The organism is Halomonas borealis (assembly GCF_004798905.1).
GTDB classification, from domain to species: Bacteria; Pseudomonadota; Gammaproteobacteria; order Pseudomonadales; family Halomonadaceae; genus Halomonas; species Halomonas borealis.
Window position 1 is genome coordinate 66,933 of record NZ_SDMO01000013.1, and the last position, 21,747, is coordinate 88,679.

General features: G+C 67.3%; 15 protein-coding genes. 9 read left to right on the forward strand and 6 right to left on the reverse strand.

Annotated elements, in window-relative coordinates:
• Positions 1-16: 16 nt before the first annotated feature.
• Together ETC07_RS12705 and ETC07_RS12710 are read right to left on the reverse strand one after the other, a co-directional pair.
• Positions 17-1,843 (reverse strand): cation:proton antiporter, encoded by a 1,827-nt coding sequence (locus ETC07_RS12705; protein WP_136248889.1) that lies wholly within the window; start codon positions 1,841-1,843, stop codon positions 17-19.
• Between the two features lie 271 nt (positions 1,844-2,114).
• A complete protein-coding gene (locus ETC07_RS12710; RefSeq protein WP_136248890.1) occupies positions 2,115-5,357 on the reverse strand; it encodes an FAD-binding and (Fe-S)-binding domain-containing protein in 3,243 nt (1,080 codons plus the stop codon).
• A 172-nt stretch (positions 5,358-5,529) separates the two neighbouring features.
• Between ETC07_RS12710 and serS the strand changes: the two genes are divergently transcribed.
• Positions 5,530-6,807: a serine--tRNA ligase gene (gene serS, locus ETC07_RS12715; RefSeq protein ID WP_136248891.1), complete on the forward strand. Its 1,278-nt coding sequence runs from the start codon at positions 5,530-5,532 to the stop codon at positions 6,805-6,807.
• A 126-nt stretch (positions 6,808-6,933) separates the two neighbouring features.
• Here the strand turns inward: serS and ETC07_RS12720 are convergent, their stop codons facing one another.
• On the reverse strand, positions 6,934-7,725 hold the full coding sequence (locus ETC07_RS12720; RefSeq protein WP_136248892.1) for an SIMPL domain-containing protein: 792 nt from the start codon (positions 7,723-7,725) through the stop codon (positions 6,934-6,936).
• Positions 7,726-7,895: 170 nt separating this feature from the next.
• Between ETC07_RS12720 and ETC07_RS12725 the strand changes: the two genes are divergently transcribed.
• Positions 7,896-8,996 (forward strand): AI-2E family transporter, encoded by a 1,101-nt coding sequence (locus ETC07_RS12725; RefSeq protein ID WP_136248893.1) that lies wholly within the window; start codon positions 7,896-7,898, stop codon positions 8,994-8,996.
• Between the two features lie 69 nt (positions 8,997-9,065).
• On the opposite strand, the gene trxA is transcribed toward ETC07_RS12725, so the two are convergent.
• Positions 9,066-9,389 (reverse strand): thioredoxin, encoded by a 324-nt coding sequence (gene trxA / locus ETC07_RS12730; protein ID WP_136248894.1) that lies wholly within the window; start codon positions 9,387-9,389, stop codon positions 9,066-9,068.
• A gap of 227 nt (positions 9,390-9,616) precedes the next feature.
• On the opposite strand from trxA, the gene cysB reads away from it, so the two are divergent.
• Positions 9,617-10,588, forward strand: coding sequence for an HTH-type transcriptional regulator CysB (cysB, locus tag ETC07_RS12735; protein ID WP_136248895.1), 972 nt, complete (start codon positions 9,617-9,619; stop codon positions 10,586-10,588).
• 83 nt (positions 10,589-10,671) lie between these two features.
• Here the strand turns inward: cysB and ETC07_RS12740 are convergent, their stop codons facing one another.
• Complete coding sequence (locus ETC07_RS12740) at positions 10,672-11,292, reverse strand: phosphoadenosine phosphosulfate reductase domain-containing protein (RefSeq protein WP_136248896.1); 621 nt, start codon at positions 11,290-11,292, stop codon at positions 10,672-10,674.
• A 117-nt stretch (positions 11,293-11,409) separates the two neighbouring features.
• Positions 11,410-12,783 carry an aminodeoxychorismate synthase component I gene (gene pabB / locus ETC07_RS12745; RefSeq protein WP_136248897.1) on the reverse strand — a complete coding sequence of 458 codons (1,374 nt, stop codon included), beginning with the start codon at positions 12,781-12,783 and terminating at the stop codon, positions 11,410-11,412.
• A 235-nt stretch (positions 12,784-13,018) separates the two neighbouring features.
• Here pabB and ETC07_RS12750 point away from each other — a divergent pair, with 235 nt between their 5' ends.
• The 6 genes from ETC07_RS12750 to ETC07_RS12775 all read left to right on the forward strand — a co-directional run bounded on the left by ETC07_RS12750 (position 13,019) and on the right by ETC07_RS12775 (position 21,460).
• Positions 13,019-13,732, forward strand: coding sequence for a GntR family transcriptional regulator (locus tag ETC07_RS12750; RefSeq protein WP_136248898.1), 714 nt, complete (start codon positions 13,019-13,021; stop codon positions 13,730-13,732).
• A 31-nt stretch (positions 13,733-13,763) separates the two neighbouring features.
• Positions 13,764-14,654 carry a methylisocitrate lyase gene (gene prpB, locus ETC07_RS12755; RefSeq protein WP_136248899.1) on the forward strand — a complete coding sequence of 297 codons (891 nt, stop codon included), beginning with the start codon at positions 13,764-13,766 and terminating at the stop codon, positions 14,652-14,654.
• Positions 14,655-14,706: 52 nt separating this feature from the next.
• On the forward strand, positions 14,707-15,834 hold the full coding sequence (gene prpC / locus ETC07_RS12760; RefSeq protein ID WP_136248900.1) for a bifunctional 2-methylcitrate synthase/citrate synthase: 1,128 nt from the start codon (positions 14,707-14,709) through the stop codon (positions 15,832-15,834).
• A gap of 189 nt (positions 15,835-16,023) precedes the next feature.
• The gene (gene acnD / locus ETC07_RS12765; RefSeq protein ID WP_136248901.1) at positions 16,024-18,663 is read left to right on the forward strand and encodes a Fe/S-dependent 2-methylisocitrate dehydratase AcnD; all 2,640 of its coding nucleotides are present in this window, start codon (positions 16,024-16,026) and stop codon (positions 18,661-18,663) included.
• Entirely contained in the window at positions 18,660-19,850 is a 1,191-nt protein-coding gene (gene prpF, locus ETC07_RS12770) for a 2-methylaconitate cis-trans isomerase PrpF (protein WP_136248902.1), read from the forward strand. Before acnD ends, prpF begins: the two co-directional genes overlap by 4 nt.
• 128 nt (positions 19,851-19,978) lie before the next feature.
• A complete protein-coding gene (locus tag ETC07_RS12775) occupies positions 19,979-21,460 on the forward strand; it encodes a bifunctional 2-methylcitrate dehydratase/aconitate hydratase (protein ID WP_136248903.1) in 1,482 nt (493 codons plus the stop codon).
• Positions 21,461-21,747: the final 287 nt, after the last annotated feature.

Genomic DNA, 21,747 nt, shown 5'->3' on the forward strand with positions numbered 1-21,747 from the left:
TGGAGCACGGCCGGTGTCAGGCGGAGGGCGCGGTGGTGTGTTGCGAGTGCCGCGGAGAGTCGATGAAGACCAGGCTGATCAGGGTGTCACCGCGCTTGGGCGAGAGACTGCTCTCGGCGGTGCCCAGGCGCAGCCGCCCGGCGGGACCGATGCACATCATGGGCAGCCAGTGGCCGTGATGAGCCTGACGCAGGGTCTCCAGGCGGGTCTTGTCGTCGCAGCGTCGATGACGCACCTCGCCGCCTTCCGCGACCAGCCGTGACAGCTTGGCGAAGGTCACGTCGCGACCGAACAGCAGCGGCAGGTGCGCCAGCGCCTGCCCCTGGGGGCGATTGCCGCTGCGGCCCTCGTCGACGGCCAGGCGAAAGACCCGATCGCGTCCCAGCAGGTGCTCGAAGTGCAGTGCCGCCAGGTCGTTGAGTTCCCGATAGGGGGAAAGCGGCAGCAGGTAGCCGATGCCGCTGAGTTCCAGATGCTGGGCGGCGTGCTCGGAGAGCGGGTCGCCGTAGTAGGTGGTCAGGCCCTCCTGGCGGGCCAATTGGATGGCGTCCCAGTTGCTGTCGGCCAGCACCGTGGCGATGCCGGCCTCGCGCAGGGCACAGCCTACCTGGCGGGCCACGGGGTTGGCGCCGATGATCAGCACGCCGTTGGGCGTCGGGCGACGCACGTCGAGCCAGCGGGCGAGCGGGCGCGACAACAGGCTCTGGCTGACCACGGTGCTGATGATCACCAGGAAGGTGACCGGCACCAGCATCTCGGCGCCGGGTAGCCCCTCTTCCTCGAGGCGCAGGGCGAACAGCGAGGCCACCGCGGCGGCCACGATGCCGCGTGGCGAGATGAACGCCAGCAGCGCCTTCTCGCGCCAGCCCAGGCTGCTGCCCAGGGTACACAGCCACACGGCGAGCGGCCGGGCGATGGCCACCAGCACCAGCAGGAAGACCCAGGCCGGCCAGCTCAGCAGCGCGAGCTGTTCCACGGTGAGCCGCGCGGCGAGCAGCAGGAAGAGCCCCGAGATCAGCAGCACCGAGAGCGTTTCCTTGAACTCGATGATGGGCCGGGTCGGCACGCCGCGCATGTTGGCCATCCACACCCCCATGACCGTCACCGTCAGCAGCCCCGACTCGTGGAACAGCTGATTGGAGAGGGTGAACAGGGTCAGCATCAGCATCAGGGTGCCGAAGCTGTGCAGCTGGTGGGGCAGCCAGTGATGACGCAGCACCAGGCCCCAGCAGTAGCCACCGGCGATGCCGAGGCCGAAGCCGATCAGTGCCGTCTGGCCGAACAGCACCAGCGTGTGGGTGGCCGCCACGCCGCCCGATCCCAAGGCGACGAATTCGTAGACCAGCACCGCGCCGATGGCGCCCATGGGGTCGATCAGGATGCCCTCCCAGCGCAGGATCTGGGTCAGGTGCTCGCGGGCGCGCAGGGTCTGCAGCATCGGCAGGATCACCGTGGGGCCGGTGACCACCAACAACGCCCCCAGCACGCTGGCCATCTCCCAGGAAAGCCCCAACAGCAGGCGTGCCGCGATGGTGCCGATGACGCCGGTGATCAGCGCGCCCCAGGTCACCAGGCGTCGCACGGTTCGCCCGTGACCTCGCAGTTCGCGGAAGCTCAGGGTCAGGCTGCCCTCGAAGAGGATCACCGCCACCGCCAGCGAGACCAGCGGGAACAGCAGGTCGCCGAGCAGCGCATCGGGATCGAGCAGCCCCGTGGCCGGGCCGACGGCGATGCCGGCAACCAGCAGTGTGAGGATGGCGGGCAGCTTCAGCTGCCAGGCGAGCCATTGGCAGATCAGCGCCAGCAGGCCGATCATAGCCAGGTCGAAGCCGGCATGCTCCATGGTCGTTCGCTCTCTCGTCGAGGGGGGTAAAGGGCGCGCAGACTAGCGTCGCCGAGCACGACATGCAATCGATCGGCGCGATGAATCACGCCGATCGGGAGTCAACGTCGCACAAGCCCCGCTATAGGGGGCAAGCGAGCGGGACGTGTCGAAGCCGGGGCGGGCGTTGCGCAGTTGATGTGCCAGAGGGAGCGGCCGCCGCAGGCAGCCGCTCGGGCCATCACCCGACATCGAGCCGGCGCGGGCCGAGGGCACGGCGACTCGCGCGCCGTCAGGCCGAGCGTTTGAGCGCCTCGAGCAGCCCCTGCAATGGGTGAGGCAGCGTGGTATCCGAGAGCCGCTTGGCCTGGCTGCGGCAGGAGTAACCGCTGGCCAACAGCCGCCCGGCGTTGGCCGGGTCCTCGACCTTGGGCTGCCAGGACTGGGCGTAGATGGTCTTCGAGGTCTCGAGATTGCGTGCTTCGTGGCCATAGGTCCCGGACATGCCGCAGCAGCCCGTGGGCACCACCTCGAGTTCGAGCCCGAAGGCGGCGAACAGCCGCTGCCAGGCCTTGGGCGTGCCCGGAGCATTGGTCTTCTCGGTACAGTGGGCGAGCAGGCGATAGCTCGGATCGTCGAGGACCGGGACCTCGGGCCTGAGCGGTGAGGCCTCCTCGGCGAGCCGCGCGGTCAGCCATTCCGGCAGCAATTGCACCTCCGGCACGGCGTCCGCCCCCAGGGCCTTCACATACTCCTGGCGATAGGTCAGCGTCATCGCCGGGTCGATGCCGACCAGCGGCACCCCGAAGCCGGCAAGCGTCTTGAGCCGTGCGGCCTGCTTCTCGGCGGTGCGCGCGAAGGCACCGAGGAAGCCCTGGACGTGCAGCGGTTTGCCGTTGGGCGCGAAGGGCGCGACGAAGACCCGCACGTCGAGGCGGTCGAGCAGTTCGATCACGTCCATGACCAGTCGCGATTCGAAGTGGCTGGTGAAGGCATCCTGTACCAGCACCACGCTGCGAGCGCGCTGGGCGGCGGTGAGGCGCCCAAGTGTGGTCGGCGAGGCCTGGGGTATGCCCCAGGCCTCGAGTTGCTTGTCGAGCCGCGCACGGGACAGTCGCGGGCTGTCGACCATGCCCACGGGGCCGGCCAGCAGACGGCTGACCCAGCGGCTGTCCAGGGCGGCGTTGTAGAGTGGGGCGACGCGCGAGAGCACCGGCACCATGAATTCCAGCCCGCCGATCAGGTAGTCACGCAGCGGGCGCAGGTAGCGTCCGTGGTAGACCTCGAGGAACTGCGAGCGGAAGGCCGGCACGTTGACCTTCACCGGACACTGGCCGGCGCAGGACTTGCAGGCCAGGCAGCCCGCCATGGCGTCGTAGACCTCATGGGAGAAGTCATCCTCGCCGCGGCGCTTGGCCAGGGTGTTCCTGAGCTTGCCGGGGAAGGCCTTCAACGCGCCCCAGGTGCCACGGGCGTTGGTCTGCCTGGCTTCTTCGACCACGTCGACGCCGGCTTCGCCTTGCAGGCGCAGCCACTCGCGCATCAGGCTGGCGCGGCCCTTGGGCGATTGGATGCGCTGGCGGGTGGCCTTCCATGACGGGCACATGGCGTCGTCGGGGTCGTAGTTGTAGCAGGCGCCGTTGCCGTTGCAGTAGACGGCGTCGCCGTGGGCCTGCCAGACCCGCTCGTCGATCCGGCGATCCAACTGACCGCGGGTCGGCACGCCGTCGATGGCCAGCAGGCCCGGGTCGACCCATTTCACGGCCTGCTCGTCGTCGCTCGGTGTGGCCGGCTCGGAGGCGGAATCCTGGGCCTGGAGATAGGGTTCCGCCTCTTCGGGCGGGACAGGAGCCCTACCCGCGGTTTCGGGCGGGATAGAAAGCGGCGTGGCGATCTTGCCCGGATTCAGCTGGTTATGGGGATCGAAGGCGCCCTTGAGCCGCCGCAGGCTGGAGTAGAGCGGGCCGAAGAAGGCCGGGGCGTATTCCGAGCGCACGCCCTTGCCGTGCTCGCCCCACAACAGGCCGCCGTACTTCTGCGTCAGCGCGGCGACCTCGTCGGAGATCTCGCGGATCAGCGCCTCCTGGGCCGGGTCCTTCATGTCCAACGCCGGGCGCACGTGCAGCACGCCGGCATCGACGTGGCCGAACATGCCGTAGGCCAGGCCGCGGGCATCGAGCAGGGCGCGGAACTCGGCGATGTAGTCGGCCAGGTGCTCCGGCGGCACCGCGGTGTCCTCGACGAAGGGCAGCGGGCGCCGCTCACCCTGGATGTTGCCGAGCAGACCCACGGCTCGCTTGCGCATGGCGTAGACCCGCTGAATCTGGGGCCGTCCCTCCGCCAGGGTATAGCCCAGGCGCTCGACGCTGGCGTCCCGTTCGAGATGGCGGCAGAAGGCCGCGACCCGGGTGGCGAGGCGCTCGGGGTCGTCGTCGTTGAACTCGACCAGGTTGATGCCGTGGGTCGGCGTATCGCCTTCCGGGAAGAACTCGCCGACGTCATCCCACACGACATCCTGGCGGGCCAGGCCCAGCACCTTGTCGTCCACCGTCTCGATGGAGGTCGGGTGCGCCTGCGGCCGGTCGGGAGAAGCGCTGCCGCTGGACATGAGTGCCCGAGCGTCGCGCAGCGCATCCATGAAACCGGCGTAGCGCACGTTGACCAGGGTCGAGTGCCGGGGGATCGGCAGCACGTTGAGCACCGCCTCGCCGGTGAAGGCCAGCGAGCCCTCGGCGCCGCACAGCACGCTGTTGAGGTCGAACCTGCCGTCCGCCGTCCTCAAGTGTGCGAGATCGTAGCCGGTCAGGCAGCGGTTGAGCGGCGGGAAGGTCTCGCGGATGCGCTCACGCTCGCTGTCGATGATCTCGCGGGCCATGCGATGTACCCGCCCCACGGCGTCGTCGCGCTCGCACAGCGTCTCGAGTTCTTCGTCGTCGACCGGACGGGTGATCAGGCGCTCGCCGCCGAGCAGCACGCTCGAGAGCTCGAGCACGTGGTCGCGGGTCTTGCCGTATTCGCAGCTACCCTGGCCGCTGGCATCGGTGGCGATCATGCCGCCGATAGTGGCGCGGTTGGAGGTCGAGAGCTCCGGGGCGAAGAACAACCCATGGGGCTTGAGCGCGGCGTTGAGCTGGTCCTTGACCACGCCGGCCTGGACACGCACCCGGCGCGCCTCGACGTCGATATCGAGGATGGCGTTCATGTGCTTGGAGACATCCACCACCAGGCCATCGGTGAGCGACTGGCCGTTGGTGCCGGTGCCGCCGCCGCGCGGGGCGAGCGCCACATGACGGAAGTCGTCACGCCCGGCCAGTCGGGCCAGGCGCTCGAGGTCGGCCATGCCCTTGGGATAGATCACCGCCTGGGGCAGGCGCTGGTAGATCGAGTTGTCGGTGGCCAGCACCGTGCGGTTGGCGTAGTCCGGGGCGATCTCGCCCTCGAAGCCGGCATCGGCCAGGGCCTCGAGGAAGGGCAAGTAAGGGGCGTCGGAGCGCGAATGAGCGCTGGCGCGCCGCGTGTCCAGTCTGGCGATCATGGCGTTTTAGGTCGCTGTCGCTGCCGCGAAGGGCATAGGGAAGAAGGAAGACCCCTACTGTACCGCGACACGTCGCGACGCGCATCCTGGCGCGTGGCGCCGGGGCGGGCTTTTGCCTACAATGGCCGCCTTGCGTTTGTTGATATCACCGACTGCGACGGACCGGAATTCCATGCTCGATCCCAAACTGCTGCGTGGCGACCTCGAGATGGTCGCCCAACGACTGGCCACCCGGGGCTTCGCCCTCGATACCGCACGGCTCGCCGAGCTCGAATCCCGCCGCCGGGAGCTTCAGGCCGAGACCGAGCGCCTGCAGAACGAGCGCAACACCCGGTCCAAGGCGATCGGCAAGGCCAAGGCCGCCGGCGAGGATATCCAGCCGCTGCTCGACGAGGTCAGCGACCTGGGCGAGCGCCTGGATGCCGCCAAGGCGAGCCTCGCCACGGTGCAAGCCGAGTGGGACGAGCAGGTCGGCGGCCTGCCGAACCTGCCCCACGAGAGCGCTCCAGAAGGCCAGAGCGAGGCAGACAACGTCGAGCTGCACCGCTGGGGTTCGCCGCGCCGCTTCGACTTCGAGGTGCGCGACCACGTCGACCTGGGAGCGAGTACCGGCCAGCTCGACTTCGACCTGGCGACCAAGTTGACCGGTGCCCGCTTCGCCGTGATGCGCGGTACCATCGCGCGGCTGCATCGTGCGTTGACCCAGTTCATGCTCGACAAGCAGACCCTCGAGCATGGCTACGAGGAATGCTATGTCCCCTACATGGTCAACGATGACTCGTTGTACGGGACCGGCCAATTGCCCAAGTTCGGCGAGGACCTGTTCCGCCTGGAAGACGAGCGCGGTTATCGCCTGATTCCTACCGCCGAGGTGCCGCTGACCAACTTCGCCCGCGACGAGATCCTCGAGTACCGGCAGCTGCCGATGCGCCTCACCGCGCATACGCCGTGCTTTCGCAGCGAGGCTGGCTCCCATGGTCGCGATACCCGTGGCATGATCCGCCAGCACCAGTTCGACAAGGTCGAGATGGTACAGCTGGTCGACCCGGCCACCAGCTACACGGCCCTGGAGGAGATGCGCGGCCATGCCGAGGCGCTGCTCCAGGCCCTCGACTTGCCGTACCGGGTGGTGACCCTGTGCACCGGCGACATGGGTTTCGGTGCCACCAAGACCTATGACCTCGAGGTGTGGTTGCCGAGCCAGGACACCTACCGGGAGATCTCTTCGATCTCCAACTGCGAGGACTTCCAGGCGCGTCGCATGCAGGCGCGCTTCCGGCACCCCGACGAGAAGAAGCCACAGCTGCTGCACACCCTCAATGGGTCCGGTCTGGCCGTGGGGCGCTGCCTGATCGCGGTGATGGAGAATCACCAGAACGCCGATGGCTCGATCACGGTGCCCGAGGCGCTGCGCCCCTACATGGGCGGTGTCGAGACCGTGAACGTCTGATCGGGCTTCGCCCGGCAGCTAGACGTTTGGAGAGCGGCGCTTCGCGCCTGGAAGCTGGACGAAAAAAACGACCCCACCGGTGTTGCCGGTGGGGTCGCGTCGTTCAGGAAGAGGGGAAGCGACGCTTCACTCCTCACGCTTCTTCCCTTCGATCTTCCAGCCGACGCTGACCGCGGCGTCGATGGAGATAGTGCCAGGACGATATTCGCTGGCGCCGCCGCTCTCCGGTGCATCGGCACTCATCGCCATTCTGCGCGGCTGGAAGACCGGCGCCTGATTCTCGCTGACCGTCATCACGTCGCCGAGCTCGACATCGAGGTTCTCGGCCATCAGCTCGGCCTTGTGCCGGGCGCGCTGCAGGGCCTTGCTCAGCGCCTCGTCGCTGGCCGCATCGCGGTCGGCGAGGTCGTAGGTGACGCCGTCCAGGGAATCGACGCCGGCCTCGGTCAGGGCGTCGAGAATCGTCGGCAGTCGATCCAGTTCGCTGATCTCGACTTCGAACGGGCGCTCGAGGCGCGTGCGTGACAGCGTCTTGGTCTCGCCTTCCTGCTCACTGGGTTCGCGCAGCCGCTCGGGTTGTACGCGCAGTGAACCGGCGCTGATGGCGTCGCGCTCGACGCCCGCGGCCTCGAGGGTCTGGATCAGCGTGGCGGCGCGTTCCTCGAGGCGGGCGCGTGCCTTGCCGAGGGCTTCATCGTCGCCGCCGCTGGCGTCGCGCTGGGCGATGGCCGGCGTGCGCTCCCATAGCCGAGCGTTGAGCGTGGCCTGATCCGGCACCACGTCGATCTCGGCGCGGGCCTGGACATCGAGGCGATGCGGGTCGGGCTGGCCATTGGCGGTGGCGGCCATCGGCAAGGACGCGAGCGCTAGGGCGAGCAGACCGCCTGGTAGGCGGCTGCAAGGGTGGGTGAGGCGCATGAGGATTTCCTTGTCAGTGATGGGTGTGTTGGCTTGGAACCATGGACGCCCGTCGGGTTCCTGCCGGCCGGCCGTTTTCACCGAGCTTGCACGTTGGTGATGTGCCGGCGCGTTGTGCCTCGGGCGACCAGGCGTCATGATGGCGGTCCTTTCATCGACGGAGGGGCGTCATGGCGGCACCCGAAGACGACACCCAGAGCAGTATCCCCCTCAATCTGACGCTGGCGCTGGCGGCGCTGGTGGTGATCGTCGCCGGGATGCGACTCGGCGCCAGCCTGCTGGTGCCGTTGCTGCTGTCGCTGTTCATCGCGGTGGTCTGTACCGCTCCGGTGCATTGGCTGCATCGTCTGGGGCTCGGGTTGCGGCTCTCGGTGTGGCTGACGCTGGTGGTGATCGGCGGTCTGATCTCGCTGTTGGGGCTGCTGCTGGTCAACAGCTTCGGCACCTTCGTCGAAGCCCTGCCGGGCATCGAACAGAAACTCTACCAGTATTACCTCGGCCTGCTCGACCGGCTCTCGAGCCTGGGGCTTGCCATCGACACCGAGCGTCTGGCCGATCTGTTGGACTCCGAGCAATTCGGCGGCTGGATCCCTGCGCTGCTTGGTCAGGTCGGCAACCTAATGATGCAGAGCGTGGTGGTGGCCCTGCTGGTGATGTTCCTGTTGTTCGAGACCCTCAACTTCCGCGACAAGTTGTCCCGGGCGCTGGCTAACCCGGCGCCTAGCCTGCGTCGCTTCAGCGAGTTCAGCCTGACGCTGAAGCGTTATCTGGCGGTGAAGACGATGATCAGCCTGGTCACCGGGGCGCTGATCTGGGTGGTGTGCAAGATCGTCGGGGTCGAGTTCCCGCTGCTATGGGCGGTGCTGGCCTTCGCCCTCAACTTTATCCCCAACATCGGCTCGGCCATCGCGGCGGTGCCACCGGTATTGCTGCTGGTGGTGTCGCCCGATGGCGGGCTGTTCAAGATGGTGGTGCTTAGTGGCGCCTACCTGGGGGTGAACTTCGTGCTCGGCAACCTGATCGAGCCGCGGGTCATGGGGCGGGCGCTGGGGCTCTCCACCTGCGTCGCCTTCCTGTCGCTGGTGGTGTGGGGCTGGATCTTCGGGGTGGTGGGCATGCTGTTGTCGGTGGTGCTGACCATGACCCTGAAGATCGCCTTGGACAGCCACCCCCAGACGCGCTGGATCGCTCATCTGCTGGGCTCGGGCAGTTCCCCCATCGAGACTGCCGCCCGGCCGCCTTCGGCGCGCGACAAGCAAGCGGTCGACTGATGCCCCAAACGACGACGCCCCGGTGGTAGCACCGGGGCGTCGTGGTGGCCTCAGCCTGCGTTCGGTCGATCAGGCGTTCTGGTCGATGAACTGGGTCAGCTGCGACTTGGACTGAGCGCCGACCAGCGAGGCGACCTTGGCGCCGGACTTGAACAGCATCACGGTGGGGACACCGCGCACGCCCTGTTCGGCGGCGATTTCCGGTGCGTCATCGACGTTGATGCTGACGATCTTGAGGCTGCCATCGCGTTCCGCGGCGACCTCGTCGACCACCGGTGCCATGACCTTGCAGGGGCCGCACCAGGGCGCCCAGAACTTCAGCAGCACCGGGCTGTCGGCGTTGAGCACTTCCTGCTCGAAGTTGGCATTGGTGACATCGACGTTGTTGGCCATGGGGATTCTCCAGTTACGGCATTACGAGTCATGCGCGGATGGTCGGGCATGCTAGGTGGCTCGATGTTAGCGGTCGGTCAGGATGCTGGCAAATCCCGCGTCGCGCGGCGGCGTCACGGCGGCGGGCGTGTGTCGCGCGCCTTCATATGCTATAAAGAAATTATGAGTTATTTTTTTATTTCACAATGGTCTTTTGATGGCCGGGCGAACCAGGGGGAGAGGCGCTCATGAAGCTCCAGCAACTGCGATACATCTGGGAGGTCTCGCGCCATAACCTCAATGTCTCGGCGACCGCCCAGAGCCTCTTTACGTCCCAGCCGGGCATCTCCAAGCAGATTCGCCTGCTCGAGGACGAGCTGGGCGTCGAGATATTCGCCCGCAGCGGCAAGCATCTGACCCGGGTGACGCCGGGAGGGGAGGCGATCATCGAGCTGGCCGGCCAGGTGCTGCGCCTCACCGAGAATATCAAGCATGTGGCGCAGGAGCATAGCGACGAGCGCCGTGGCAACCTGTCCATCGCCACCACCCATACCCAGGCGCGCTATGCGTTGCCGCCGGTGATCCGTGAGTTCACCCGCCAGTATCCCGATGTGGCCCTGCACATGCAGCAGGGCACCCCCAAGCAGATCGCCCAGATGGTCAGCGAGGGGCAGGCGGACTTCGCCATCTGTACCGAGTCCCTGGAGCTGTTCAACGACCTGGTGCTGTTGCCCTGCTATCGCTGGAATCGCTGCCTGCTGGTGCCCCGCGACCATCCCCTGGCGGAGCAGGAGTCGCTGACCCTGGAGGCGTTGGCCGAGTATCCGTTGGTCACCTATGTGTTCGGTTTCACCGGCCGCTCACAGCTCGACGATGCCTTCCGCGCCGAGGGGCTGACGCCCAATGTGGTGCTGACCGCGGCCGACGCCGATGTCATCAAGACCTACGTGCGGCTGGGCATGGGCGTCGGCATCGTCGCCCACATGGCCGTGGACCCGGTGCTGGACGATGACCTGGTCGCGCTGGACGCCAGCCACCTGTTCGAGAGCTCCACCACCAAGATCGCCATCCGCCGTGGCACCTTCATGCGCAGTTTCATGTATGACTTCCTGCAGGGCTTCGCCGGCCACCTGGAGCGTGAGCTGGTAGATGCCGCCCTGGCCGCGGGGCCGCGTCACGAGCAGGCGCTGTTCGACGAGGTCGAACTGCCGGTGCGCTGACGTTCGGTACGGCGTGCGCCGTCCACCGCCGATTCTACCGGCGCCCGTGCATGACGCACGGGCGCCGGTGTGCGTTCGGGGGCTCAGTGCTGCAGGTGCAGGCCGCACTCGCGTTTCTCTTCCACCTTGGTGGGGTCGAAGTAGTCGAACTCGTTGGGCAGGCCGTGGGCCTGCAGATACTGATACATGTCCCGGGCGCTCCAGTGCAGCAGCGGGGCGACCTTCAGCAGTCCATCGGCGTTACGGCTCACCGGCAGCATCTGGGCGCGTTCCGGGGTGTCCTCGGCGCGCAGCGCGGTGAACCACACATCCGGCGCCATCTCGCGAAGGGCACGCTGGAAGGGCTCGAGCTTGACCTCTTCGGTGAAGGCCGCATGACGCGGGTCATCGACCCCGGGCATGGCGCCGTCGACGGCTTCTCGATGGGCCCGGGTGCGGCGCGGGATGTAGCGGATCAGGTTGAGGCCGAGTCGTTCCACCACGGCATCGGCGAAGCGATAGGTGGCCTCGGTGTTGTAGCCGTGATCCATCCATACCACCGGAATATCCGGCCGCACGCGGCTGATCATATGCAGGAGCACCGCCTCGAAGGGGCGGAAGTTGGTGGTGAGAATCGGCCGGCTGCCTTGTGCCAGCGCCCAGCAGACCAGGGCTTCGGGGTCCTGGCCCAGGTCGCGATTGATGGCGTCGAGTTGCGGCTCCATGAGCGCCTCCCAGGATGATGGTGTCGCGGTGAGGCTACCCTAGCAGAGCCGCCATGAGCGGCCCCAATATCGTTTCCTTGGCCTTTTATGCCTTAAAGGCTTAAAGGGGGTCGCCATTTATATCCGTGAGGCGCTTTCGTCGGGGCCGCTCAGCGCGGCCATCAGGTGGCGGATCTTGTCGAGGGTCTCGGCGTATTCCGCCTCGCCCTGGGAGTCCGCCACCAGACCGCCGCCGCCCCACAGGTGTAGCCGGCCGCGGTCGGCCACGGCGGTGCGGATGGCGATGGAGGTATCCATGTGGCCGCGGACGTCGACATAGCCGAGGCTGCCGCAATAGGCGCTGCGCGCCGAGGGCTCGAGCTCGTCGATGATCTGCATGGCTCGCACCTTGGGGGCACCGGTGATCGAGCCGCCGGGGAAGGCGGCGGCCAGCAGCTCGAGTGGTGAGCGTCGGTCGGCCAGCTCGCCGGTCACCACGCTGACCAGATGATGCACATTGGCGTAGCTCTCCAGCCCGCACAGCTGCGGCACGCGTACCGTTCCGGGGCGGCATACCCGGCCCAGGTCGTTACGCAGCAGGTCGACGATCATCACGTTTTCGGCGCGGTCCTTGACGCTCGCGGTGAGTGCCTCGGCCAGCCGGTGGTCCTCGTCGGGTGTGGCGCCGCGCGGGCGGGTGCCCTTGATCGGCCAGGCTTCTACCTGGCCGTCGGCACACTTGAGGAAGCGCTCCGGCGACAGCGACAGGAGCGCTTGATCGCCCCAAGAGAGAAAGCCGGAGAAGGGCGTGGGGGTGGCCCGGCGCAGGCGGCGGTAGGCCGCCCACAGATCGCCCTCGAAGGGGGCGCTGAAGCGCTGCGCGAGGTTGATCTGATAGCAGTCGCCAGCGCGGATGTAGCGCTGCACGGCGTCGAAGCGGGCCAGGTAGTCGTCGCGGCTCATCTCCGCGGTGAACTCGCCTTGCAGGCGGAAATCGTCGCCGTCCTCGTCGCCGGCGTCTGTCAGCCAGCCCAATACCTGCGCGCGGCGCTCCGGGCTTGCCACCAGCCAAGCCTCCTGGCGCTGGTGATCCTGAATCAACGCCCAGTCATAGAGGCCGACCCGGCTGGCCGGCAGCCCGGTCGCCGGTGGGGCCCGACCGGCAATCGGCTCGAGATGTCGCCCCAGGTCGTAGCTCCAGTAGCCGATCAGCCCGCCCAGGAAGGGCAGTTCGCTGTCGGGCACCGCGCTCGGCAGCCGTGCCAGCAGCGCCTGCTGGGCGGCGAAGGGGGACATGTCCGACGGCAGGGTGGTATCGCCCCGGCAACGGCCCGCGGCGTCGATCTCCAGCTCGCTCAGCGGGTCGCAGGCGAGGATGTCGTAGCGGCCGCCCGGCGCGGCCGGCCGACCGCTGTCGAGCAGCACGGCGCCCGGGCGATGGCGCAGGGCGGCGAAAGACGCCAGGGGCGAATCTCGATAGGGGTAGGGGGTGATCTCGAGTGGTGATGTCATCGCTAGCGTTTCCCTCAACAGGCGGCACATTCTAGGCGCCATGGCGGGCTTTGTCCCGCCGTTGGGGTGACGGATGGCGACGCCTCGTCAACGCAGCCGCTGGGCGGGTCATGCTCATCCTGTCGGGCGCTTGGTTGTTTACAACCAAAGGGGGAGAAGTGCGACCCTATCGCGTATTGACCCCCGAGACGGCACTGTCTAGAGTGCCTACATCCCTTAATTGTCGACAATCAACATGACTGACGCCCAGACAACCGCGGCCCACACGCCCGAGGCTCGCACCCTGGCGGAGCGGGTCTTCCAGCAGCTGCAGGATGCCATCGTGCGTGGCGAGCTGCCGCCCGGCAGCAAGATCACCGAACCCGGCCTGTCGCGTACCTATGGCATCTCTCGCGGACCGCTGCGCGAGGCCATGCGGCGCCTCGAGGCGCACCGCCTGATCGAACGAGTGCCGCATGTAGGAGCACGAGTGGTGAAGCTGACGATCCAGGAGCTGCTCGAGCTGTTCGATGTGCGTGAGGCCCTGGAAAGCATGTCGGCACGGATCGCCGCCGAACACATGACGGCCGAGGAAATCGCCGGGTTGCGCGAGGTGCTGGCGCTCCACGAGCGGCAGAGCGACCTGAGCCGCGGCGAGGCCTATTACCAGCGCGAGGGTGATCTGGATTTTCACTACCGCATCGTCCAGGGAAGCCACAACAAGATGCTGATGGGCATGCTGTGCGATGACCTTTATTACCTGGTGCGGCTGTATCGCACCCAGTTCAGCGCCAGCGGCTCGCGGCCTCAGCGGGCGTTCGTCGAGCATCACCGCATCGTCGATGCCATCGAGGCAGGCGATGCCGAACTCGCCGAACTGCTGATGCGCCGACACGTCAGCGCCTCGCGGGAGAACGTCGTCGAGCGCTACGCCGCCGTCCTCGACCAGGAACAGGCGATGACCCCGTGACGAGCCGCGCCCACCGAGACAGGAGACTCCCATGACCCAAGCGACACCCGGCGCCCGTTTCCGCGCCGCCCTCGAGGCCAACCGTCCGTTGCCGATCGTCGGCACGGTCAACGCCTATACCGCGATGATGGCCGAGCGGGTTGGCCATCAGGCGATCTACCTGTCCGGCGGCGGCGTGGCCAACGCCTCGTTCGGCCTGCCGGACCTGGGCATGACCACCATGAACGATGTCGTCGAGGATGCGCATCGCATCTGTGGCGCCACCGACGTGCCGCTGCTGGTGGACATCGACACCGGCTGGGGCGGTGCCTTCAACATCGCCCGCACCGTCAAGGAGATGCAGCGCGCCGGCGTGGCCGCCGTGCACCTGGAGGATCAGGTGGCCCAGAAGCGTTGCGGGCATCGGCCCAACAAGGCGATCGTCTCCCAGCAGGAGATGGTCGATCGCATCAAGGCCGCCGCCGACGCGCGCCTCGACCCGGACTTCACCCTGATCGCGCGCACCGATGCCTTCCAGAAGGAGGGGCTCGAGGCCGCCATCGAGCGAGCCAACGCCTGCCTGGAGGCGGGTGCCGATGCCATATTCGCCGAGGCGGTGCAGTCGCTGGACGACTACCGCGCCTTCTGCGAACGCCTCGACGCGCCGATACTCGCCAACATCACCGAGTTCGGTGCCACGCCGTTGTTCACCCAGGCCGAACTCGCCGAGGTCGGCTGCCGCATGGTGCTCTACCCATTGTCCGCCTTCCGCGCCATGAATGCCGCGGCACTCAGGGTCTATCAGAGCATCCACGACCAGGGTCACCAGCACGACGTGGTGGACCAGATGCAGACCCGCGAGGAGCTCTACGACTTCCTCAACTACCACGACTTCGAGCGCAAGCTCGATGCCCTGTTCGTCGAGCAGGGCGAGGGCCAGTAAACGTTCCCCTCATGACAAGATAACGCCAAGCGATGCATAAGGAGAGACGACCATGGCAGACAAACCGATCGGCGGTGCCGGCCTGCGAGGCCAGAGTGCCGGTGCCACCGCCCTGTGTACCGTCGGCAAGAGCGGCGCCGGCCTGACCTATCGTGGTTTCGATATCCAGGTGCTGGCCGACAAGGCGAAGTTCGAGGAAGTCGCCTATCTGCTGCTCAAGGGAAAGCTACCCAACCAGGCCGAGCTCGATGCCTACATCGCCAAGCTCAAGGGGTTGCGGGGCCTGCCGTCGGCGCTGAAGACCGTGCTCGAGCAGATCCCCGCCGATGCCCACCCCATGGACGTGATGCGCACCGGCGCCTCGATGCTCGGCAACCTCGAGACCGAGGAAGGCTTCGCGGCGCAGCAAGACGTCGCCGACCGCCTGCTGGCGGCGCTGCCTTCGATCATCTGCTACTGGTATCGCTTCAGCCACGATGGCGTACGCCTCGAGACCGAGACCGACGACGCCTCGGTGGGCGGGCATTTCCTGCACCTGCTGCACGGCGAGCCAGCCTCCGAGCTGCACGCCCGGGTGATGAACGTCTCGCTGATCCTCTACGCCGAGCACGAGTTCAATGCCTCGACCTTCACCGCCCGGGTCTGTGCCTCGACGCTCTCCGACCAGCATTCCTGCGTGACCGGGGCCATCGGCTCGTTGCGCGGCCCCTTGCATGGCGGCGCCAACGAGGCGGCCATGGCGATGATCGAGAACTGGCAGTCGCCGGACGAGGCCGAGCAAGGGATCCTCGGCATGCTCGAGCGTAAGGACAAGATCATGGGCTTCGGGCATGCCGTCTACCGTGAGTCCGATCCGCGCAACGCGATCATCAAGAAGTGGGCCAAGGAACTCGCCGCGGACACGGGCGACAGCGTGCTCTACCCGGTGTCCGAGCGCGTCGAGGCGGTCATGTGGCGCGAGAAGAAGCTGTTCTGCAACGCCGACTTCTTCCATGCCTGCGCCTATCACTTCATGGGCCTTCCTACCAAGCTGTTCACCCCGATCTTCGTGATGTCTCGGGTCACCGGCTGGTGTGCCCACGTCTTCGAGCAGCGTGAGAACAACCGCATCATCCGACCGAGCGCCGACTATACCGGGCCAGAGCATAGCGAGTGGGTGCCGATCGAGGAGCGCGATTGACGCTCCGGCTCGATGCCCCGGCATGAGAGTCGCCGGGGACACGCCTACGCGAGGGCACCGTCAACCGATCCTTTGGCGCGACCGGCGCCATCCACGGTGTAGCGCCCTCGCTTCGTCTTGCCTCCGGCGAGATCACCTCCGCCGTTGCCTCTTCCCCTGTCCACGACCCGATCCGAGGGTGGCCACGCCATGAATACCGATTACCGCAAGCCCCTTCCCGGCACCGAGCTGGACTACTTCGATACCCGCGAGGCGGTCGAGGCGATCCGCCCCGGCGCCTTCGAGACGTTGACCTATACCGCCCGGGTGCTGGCCGAGCAATTGGTGCGCCGCTGCGAGCCGAGCCTGCGCGATGCCGCCCTCGAGCAGATCATCGACGGGAAGCGTGACCTGGATTTCCCCTGGTATCCGGCCCGTGTGGTCTGCCACGACATCCTCGGCCAGACGGCGTTGGTCGACCTGGCTGGCCTGCGTGATGCCATCGCCGAGCGTGGTGGTGACCCGGCGAGGGTCAATCCAAAGGTGCCGACCCAGCTGATCGTCGATCACTCCCTGGCCGTCGAACACGCCGGCTTCGAGTCCGATGCCTTCGACAAGAATCGTGCGGTGGAGGATCGTCGCAACGAGGATCGCTTCCATTTCATCGAGTGGACCAAGACGGCCTTCGAGAACGTCGACGTGATCCCCGCCGGCAACGGCATCATGCACCAGATCAACCTGGAGAAGATGTCGCCGGTGGTGCAGGCGCGCCCCGATGAGCATGGCAAGCGCGTGGCCTTCCCCGACACCTGCGTGGGCACCGACAGTCATACCCCGCATATCGACTGCCTGGGGGTGATCGCCATCGGTGTTGGCGGCCTCGAGGCGGAGACCGTGATGCTGGGTCGCCCCTCGATGATGCGCCTGCCCGATATCGTCGGCGTCAGGCTGACCGGCAAGCGCCAGCCGGGCATTACTGCCACCGACATCGTGCTGGCGATCACCGAGTTCCTGCGCGGCGAGCGTGTGGTCGGCGCCTACCTGGAGTTCTTCGGCGAGGGCGCCAAGAGCCTGACCATCGGCGACCGCGCGACCATCTCCAACATGACGCCGGAGTACGGGGCCTCCGCGGCGATGTTCTACATCGATGACCAGACCCTGGACTATCTACGCATCACCGGCCGCGAAGCGGAGCAGGTCGAGCTGGTCGAGACCTACGCCAAGCAGGCCGGGCTGTGGGCCGATAGCCTGGGCGAGGCCCGGTACGAGCGGGTGCTGGAATTCGATCTCTCCACCGTCGAGCGCAACCTGGCCGGGCCTTCCAGCCCGCATCGCCGCCTGGCGACCCGTGAGCTTGCCGAACGTGGCATCGCCGTGGGCTATGAGCAGGCTCAGGCGGAGGAGCGGGAGGGCAAGATGCCCGATGGCGCGGTGATCATCGCCGCCATCACCAGCTGTACCAACACCTCCAACCCGCGCAACGTGGTGGCCGCCGGGCTGCTGGCCAAGAAGGCCAACGCGCTGGGCCTGGTGCGTAAGCCTTGGGTGAAGTCATCGTTCGCGCCGGGCTCGAAGGTGGCACGCCTCTATCTGGAGGAGGCCGGGCTGTTGTCCGAGCTCGAGGCGCTCGGTTTCGGTATCGTCGCCTACGCCTGTACCACCTGTAACGGCATGTCCGGGGCCCTGGACCCGGCGATCCAGCAGGAGATCGTCGACCGCGACCTCTATTCCACCGCGGTACTCTCCGGCAACCGCAACTTCGACGGCCGCATCCACCCCCACGCCAAGCAGGCCTTCCTGGCCTCGCCGCCGCTGGTGGTGGCCTATGCCCTCGCCGGCACGGTGCGCTTCGACATCGAACAGGACACGCTGGGCACCGATCCGAACGGCCATCCGATCACCCTCAAGGACCTGTGGCCCAGCGACGAGGAGATCGACGCCATCGTCGGCGAGTACGTCAAGCCGGAGCAGTTCCAGCGGGTCTATATCCCGATGTTCGATCTGGACGCGGGGGAGGCCGCCGAGAGCCCACTCTACGACTGGCGGGCTCAGAGCACCTATATCCGCCGCCCGCCCTACTGGGAGGGCACCATGGCCGCCGAGCGCGGGCTCAAGGGCATGCGCCCGCTGGCGATCCTGCCGGACAACATCACCACCGATCATCTGTCGCCGTCCAATGCGATCATGGCCGACAGCGCGGCCGGCGAGTATCTGGCGAAGATGGGCCTGCCGGAAGAAGACTTCAATTCCTACGCCACTCACCGCGGCGACCACCTCACCGCCCAGCGCGCGACGCTGGCCAATCCCAAGCTGTTCAATGAGATGGTGCGTGACGAGACGGGCGAGGTGATCCAGGGCTCGCTGGCGCGTGTCGAGCCGGAAGGCCGGGTCAGCCGCATGTGGGAGGCCATCGAGACCTACATGGGGCGCCGCCAGCCCTTGATCATCATCGCCGGCGCCGACTACGGTCAGGGGTCCTCCCGCGACTGGGCCGCCAAGGGCGTGGCGCTGGCCGGCGTCGAGGCGATCGTCGCCGAGGGCTTCGAGCGCATCCACCGCACCAACCTGATCGGCATGGGCGTGATGCCGTTGCAGTTCGAGGCCGGCACCACCCGCCATACCCTGGGGCTCGATGGCACCGAGACCTATGACGTGGAGGGTGATCCCGCGCCGGGCGCACGGCTGACGCTGGTGGTCCACCGCGCCGGCGGCGACAGCGAGCGAGTGCCGGTGATCTGCCGGCTGGAGACCGCCGAGGAGGTCTCGATCTACCGGGCGGGCGGTGTGCTGCAGCGTTTCGCCGAGGATTTCCTGGAAGGGGCAGGGCACGAGGAGGCGACCCACGCATGAGCCAGGTTGCGCAGATCCGTATTCCCGCCACTTACATGCGTGGCGGCACCAGCAAGGGCGTATTCTTCCGCCGCGACGACCTGCCCGAGGCGGCCCGCGCCCCCGGCCCCGCGCGAGACGCCCTGCTGCTGCGGGTGATCGGCAGCCCCGACCCTTACGGCAAGCAGATCGACGGAATGGGCGGGGCGACCTCGAGCACCAGCAAGACGGTGATCCTGTCGCCGAGCGAGCACCCCGGCCATGACGTCGACTATCTGTTCGGCCAGGTGTCGATCGATAAGCCCTTCGTCGACTGGAGCGGGAATTGCGGTAACCTCTCGGCGGCGGTGGGACCCTTCGCCATCGCCGCCGGCCTGGTCGACGCCGAGCACCTGCCCCGCGATGGCATCGCCGAGGTGCGCATCTGGCAGGCCAACATCGGCAAGACCATCGTCGCCCATGTGCCGATGCAGGGCGGCGAGGTCCAGGAGACCGGCGACTTCGCGCTCGATGGCGTGACCTTCCCGGCCGCCGAGGTGCCCGTGGCCTTCAAGGACCCTGCCGGCGGCGAGGGAGCGATCTTCCCCACCGGCCGGCTGGTCGATGACCTGGAGGTGCCGGCCGAGGTGGTCGAGGGCGGGCGTCTACAGGCGACCATGATCAACGCCGGTATCCCTACCGTCTTCGTCAACGCCGCCGATCTCGGCTACACCGGCAGCGAGCTGCAGGAGACGATCAACGGTGACCCCCGGGCCCTCGAGCGTTTCGAGACCCTCCGCGCCCACGCCGCCCTGTGCATGGGGCTGATCCAGGAGCTTGGCGAGGCTGCCCACCGCCAGCACACGCCCAAGGTCGCCTTCGTGGCGCCGCCGTCGAGCTACACCGCTTCCAGCGGCAAGGCGGTCGAGGCCGACGAGATCGACCTGCGGGTGCGGGCGCTCTCCATGGGCAAGCTGCACCACGCCATGATGGGCACCGCCGCGGTCGCCATCGCCTCGGCGGCGGCCATCGAAGGCACCCTGGTCAACCTGGCTGCCGGCGGCGGCAAGCGCCACGCCGTCACCTTCGGCCATCCCTCCGGCACCCTCAGGGTCGGCGCCGAGGCGAGCCTGGTCGATGGCCGCTGGGTGATCGACGAGGCGGTGATGAGCCGCAGTGCACGCGTGCTGATGGAGGGCTGGGTGCGCGTGCCCGGGGACACGCTCTGATCGCCATCGCCCAAGATGAGCCACGCCCCCGTGTCGTCGACACGGGGGCGTTTTCTAAAATGGATATGAAGCACGAGTAGAGTGGTCGAACGAGACACCGACCGACCCGCGACCGCAGGAGGCACCCGATGAGCACCGTGGAAACCAACGTGCGCCCCGAATACGACGCCGAGTTGCAGACCATCGCCGACTACGTCCTCGGCTTTACCGTCGACGCAGAGGAGGCGCTTCGGACGGCGCGCCACTGTCTGATGGATACCCTGGGCTGTGGCCTGCTGGCGCTGCGCTTCCCCGAATGCACCAAGCACCTCGGGCCGCTGGTCGAGGGCACCCTGGTGCCCCACGGGGCGCGGGTTCCCGGTACCGCCTACCGGCTCGATCCGGTCAAGGCGGCGTGGGACATCGGCGCCACCATCCGCTGGCTCGACTACAACGATACCTGGCTGGCCGCCGAGTGGGGCCACCCCTCCGACAACCTGGGGGGCATCCTGGCCGTGGCCGACCACCTCTCCCAACGGCGGGTCGCCGATGGCCAGCCGCCGCTGACCATGCGTCGGGTGCTCGAGGCGATGATCATGGCCCACGAGATCCAGGGCGTGCTGGCGCTGGACAACTCCTTCAACCGCGTCGGGCTCGATCACGTGGTGTTGGTCAAGGTGGCCTCCACCGCCGTGGTGGCGAAGCTGATGGGCGCCGATCGCGAACGGCTGCTCGCGGCGCTCTCCCATGCCTTCGTCGACGGCCAGAGCCTGCGCACCTATCGGCACGCGCCCAACGCCGGCTCGCGCAAGAGTTGGGCCGCCGGGGACGCTACCTCCCGCGCCGTACGCCTGGCCGACATCGCAATGCGCGGCGAGATGGGTATCCCGGGCGTTCTGAGTGCACCGCAGTGGGGCTTCTACGACGTGCTGTTCAGCCACACCAACCGGGATCTTGCCACCAAGCCGGAGGAGCAGCGCCGCTTCACCTTCCAGCGCGAGCTCGGCAGTCACGTGATGGAGCACATCCTGTTTAAGATCTCCTTCCCGGCCGAGTTTCATGCCCAGACGGCCTGCGAGGCGGCCATGATCCTGCACCCCCAGGTGAAGGATCGGCTGGACGAGATCGAGCGCATCGTGCTGACCACCCACGACTCGGCGATCCGCATCATCTCCAAGGAGGGAAGTCTGGCCAACCCCGCCGACCGGGATCACTGCCTCCAGTACATGACCGCCGTGCCGCTGATCTTCGGCGGCCTGACCGCCGAGCACTACGAGGACGCCTTCCACCAGTCTCACCCGGAGATCGACGCGCTGCGCGGCAAGATGGAGGTGGTCGAGGACGAGGGTTACTCCCGGGATTACTATGATCCCCAGAAGCGCGCCATCGCCAACGCCATCCAGGTCTTCTTCAGCGACGGCAGCGCCACCGAGCGGGTCGCGGTCGAGTACCCCATCGGCCACCGTCGCCGGCGGGCAGAGGGCATCCCACTGCTGGAGGAAAAGTTCGAGCGCAACCTGGCCACGCGCTTCCCGGCGGGGCGCTGCGCCGAGATCATGGCGCTCTGCGGCGATCAGGCACGCCTGGAGCAGGCCGCCGTTCACCGTTTCGTCGATCTCTTCGTCATCTGAGGCGCTCGTACGCCGAGGCGACGACGCGACCGTCATGCCAGGGCGCATTGCGAGAGGGTAGCGTCCAGAGGCACGGCCTCGATTGGGCCGGCGGGCCAGGCAGGAAAAACATGGTGCCCCCGGAAGGAGTGGGCTATATTTTTTCTTGGCCGGGGGCTTGCGCGGCCCCGCCGTAATCCGTAAAGTACGCATCCGCTGCCGGCGACGGGCAACGTTGCAGGCGGTGATGGGTGGTAGAAGCACTTGTTTTCTTTGAGGTTTTTCGGCGTTATCGAAAAATGCTCGGT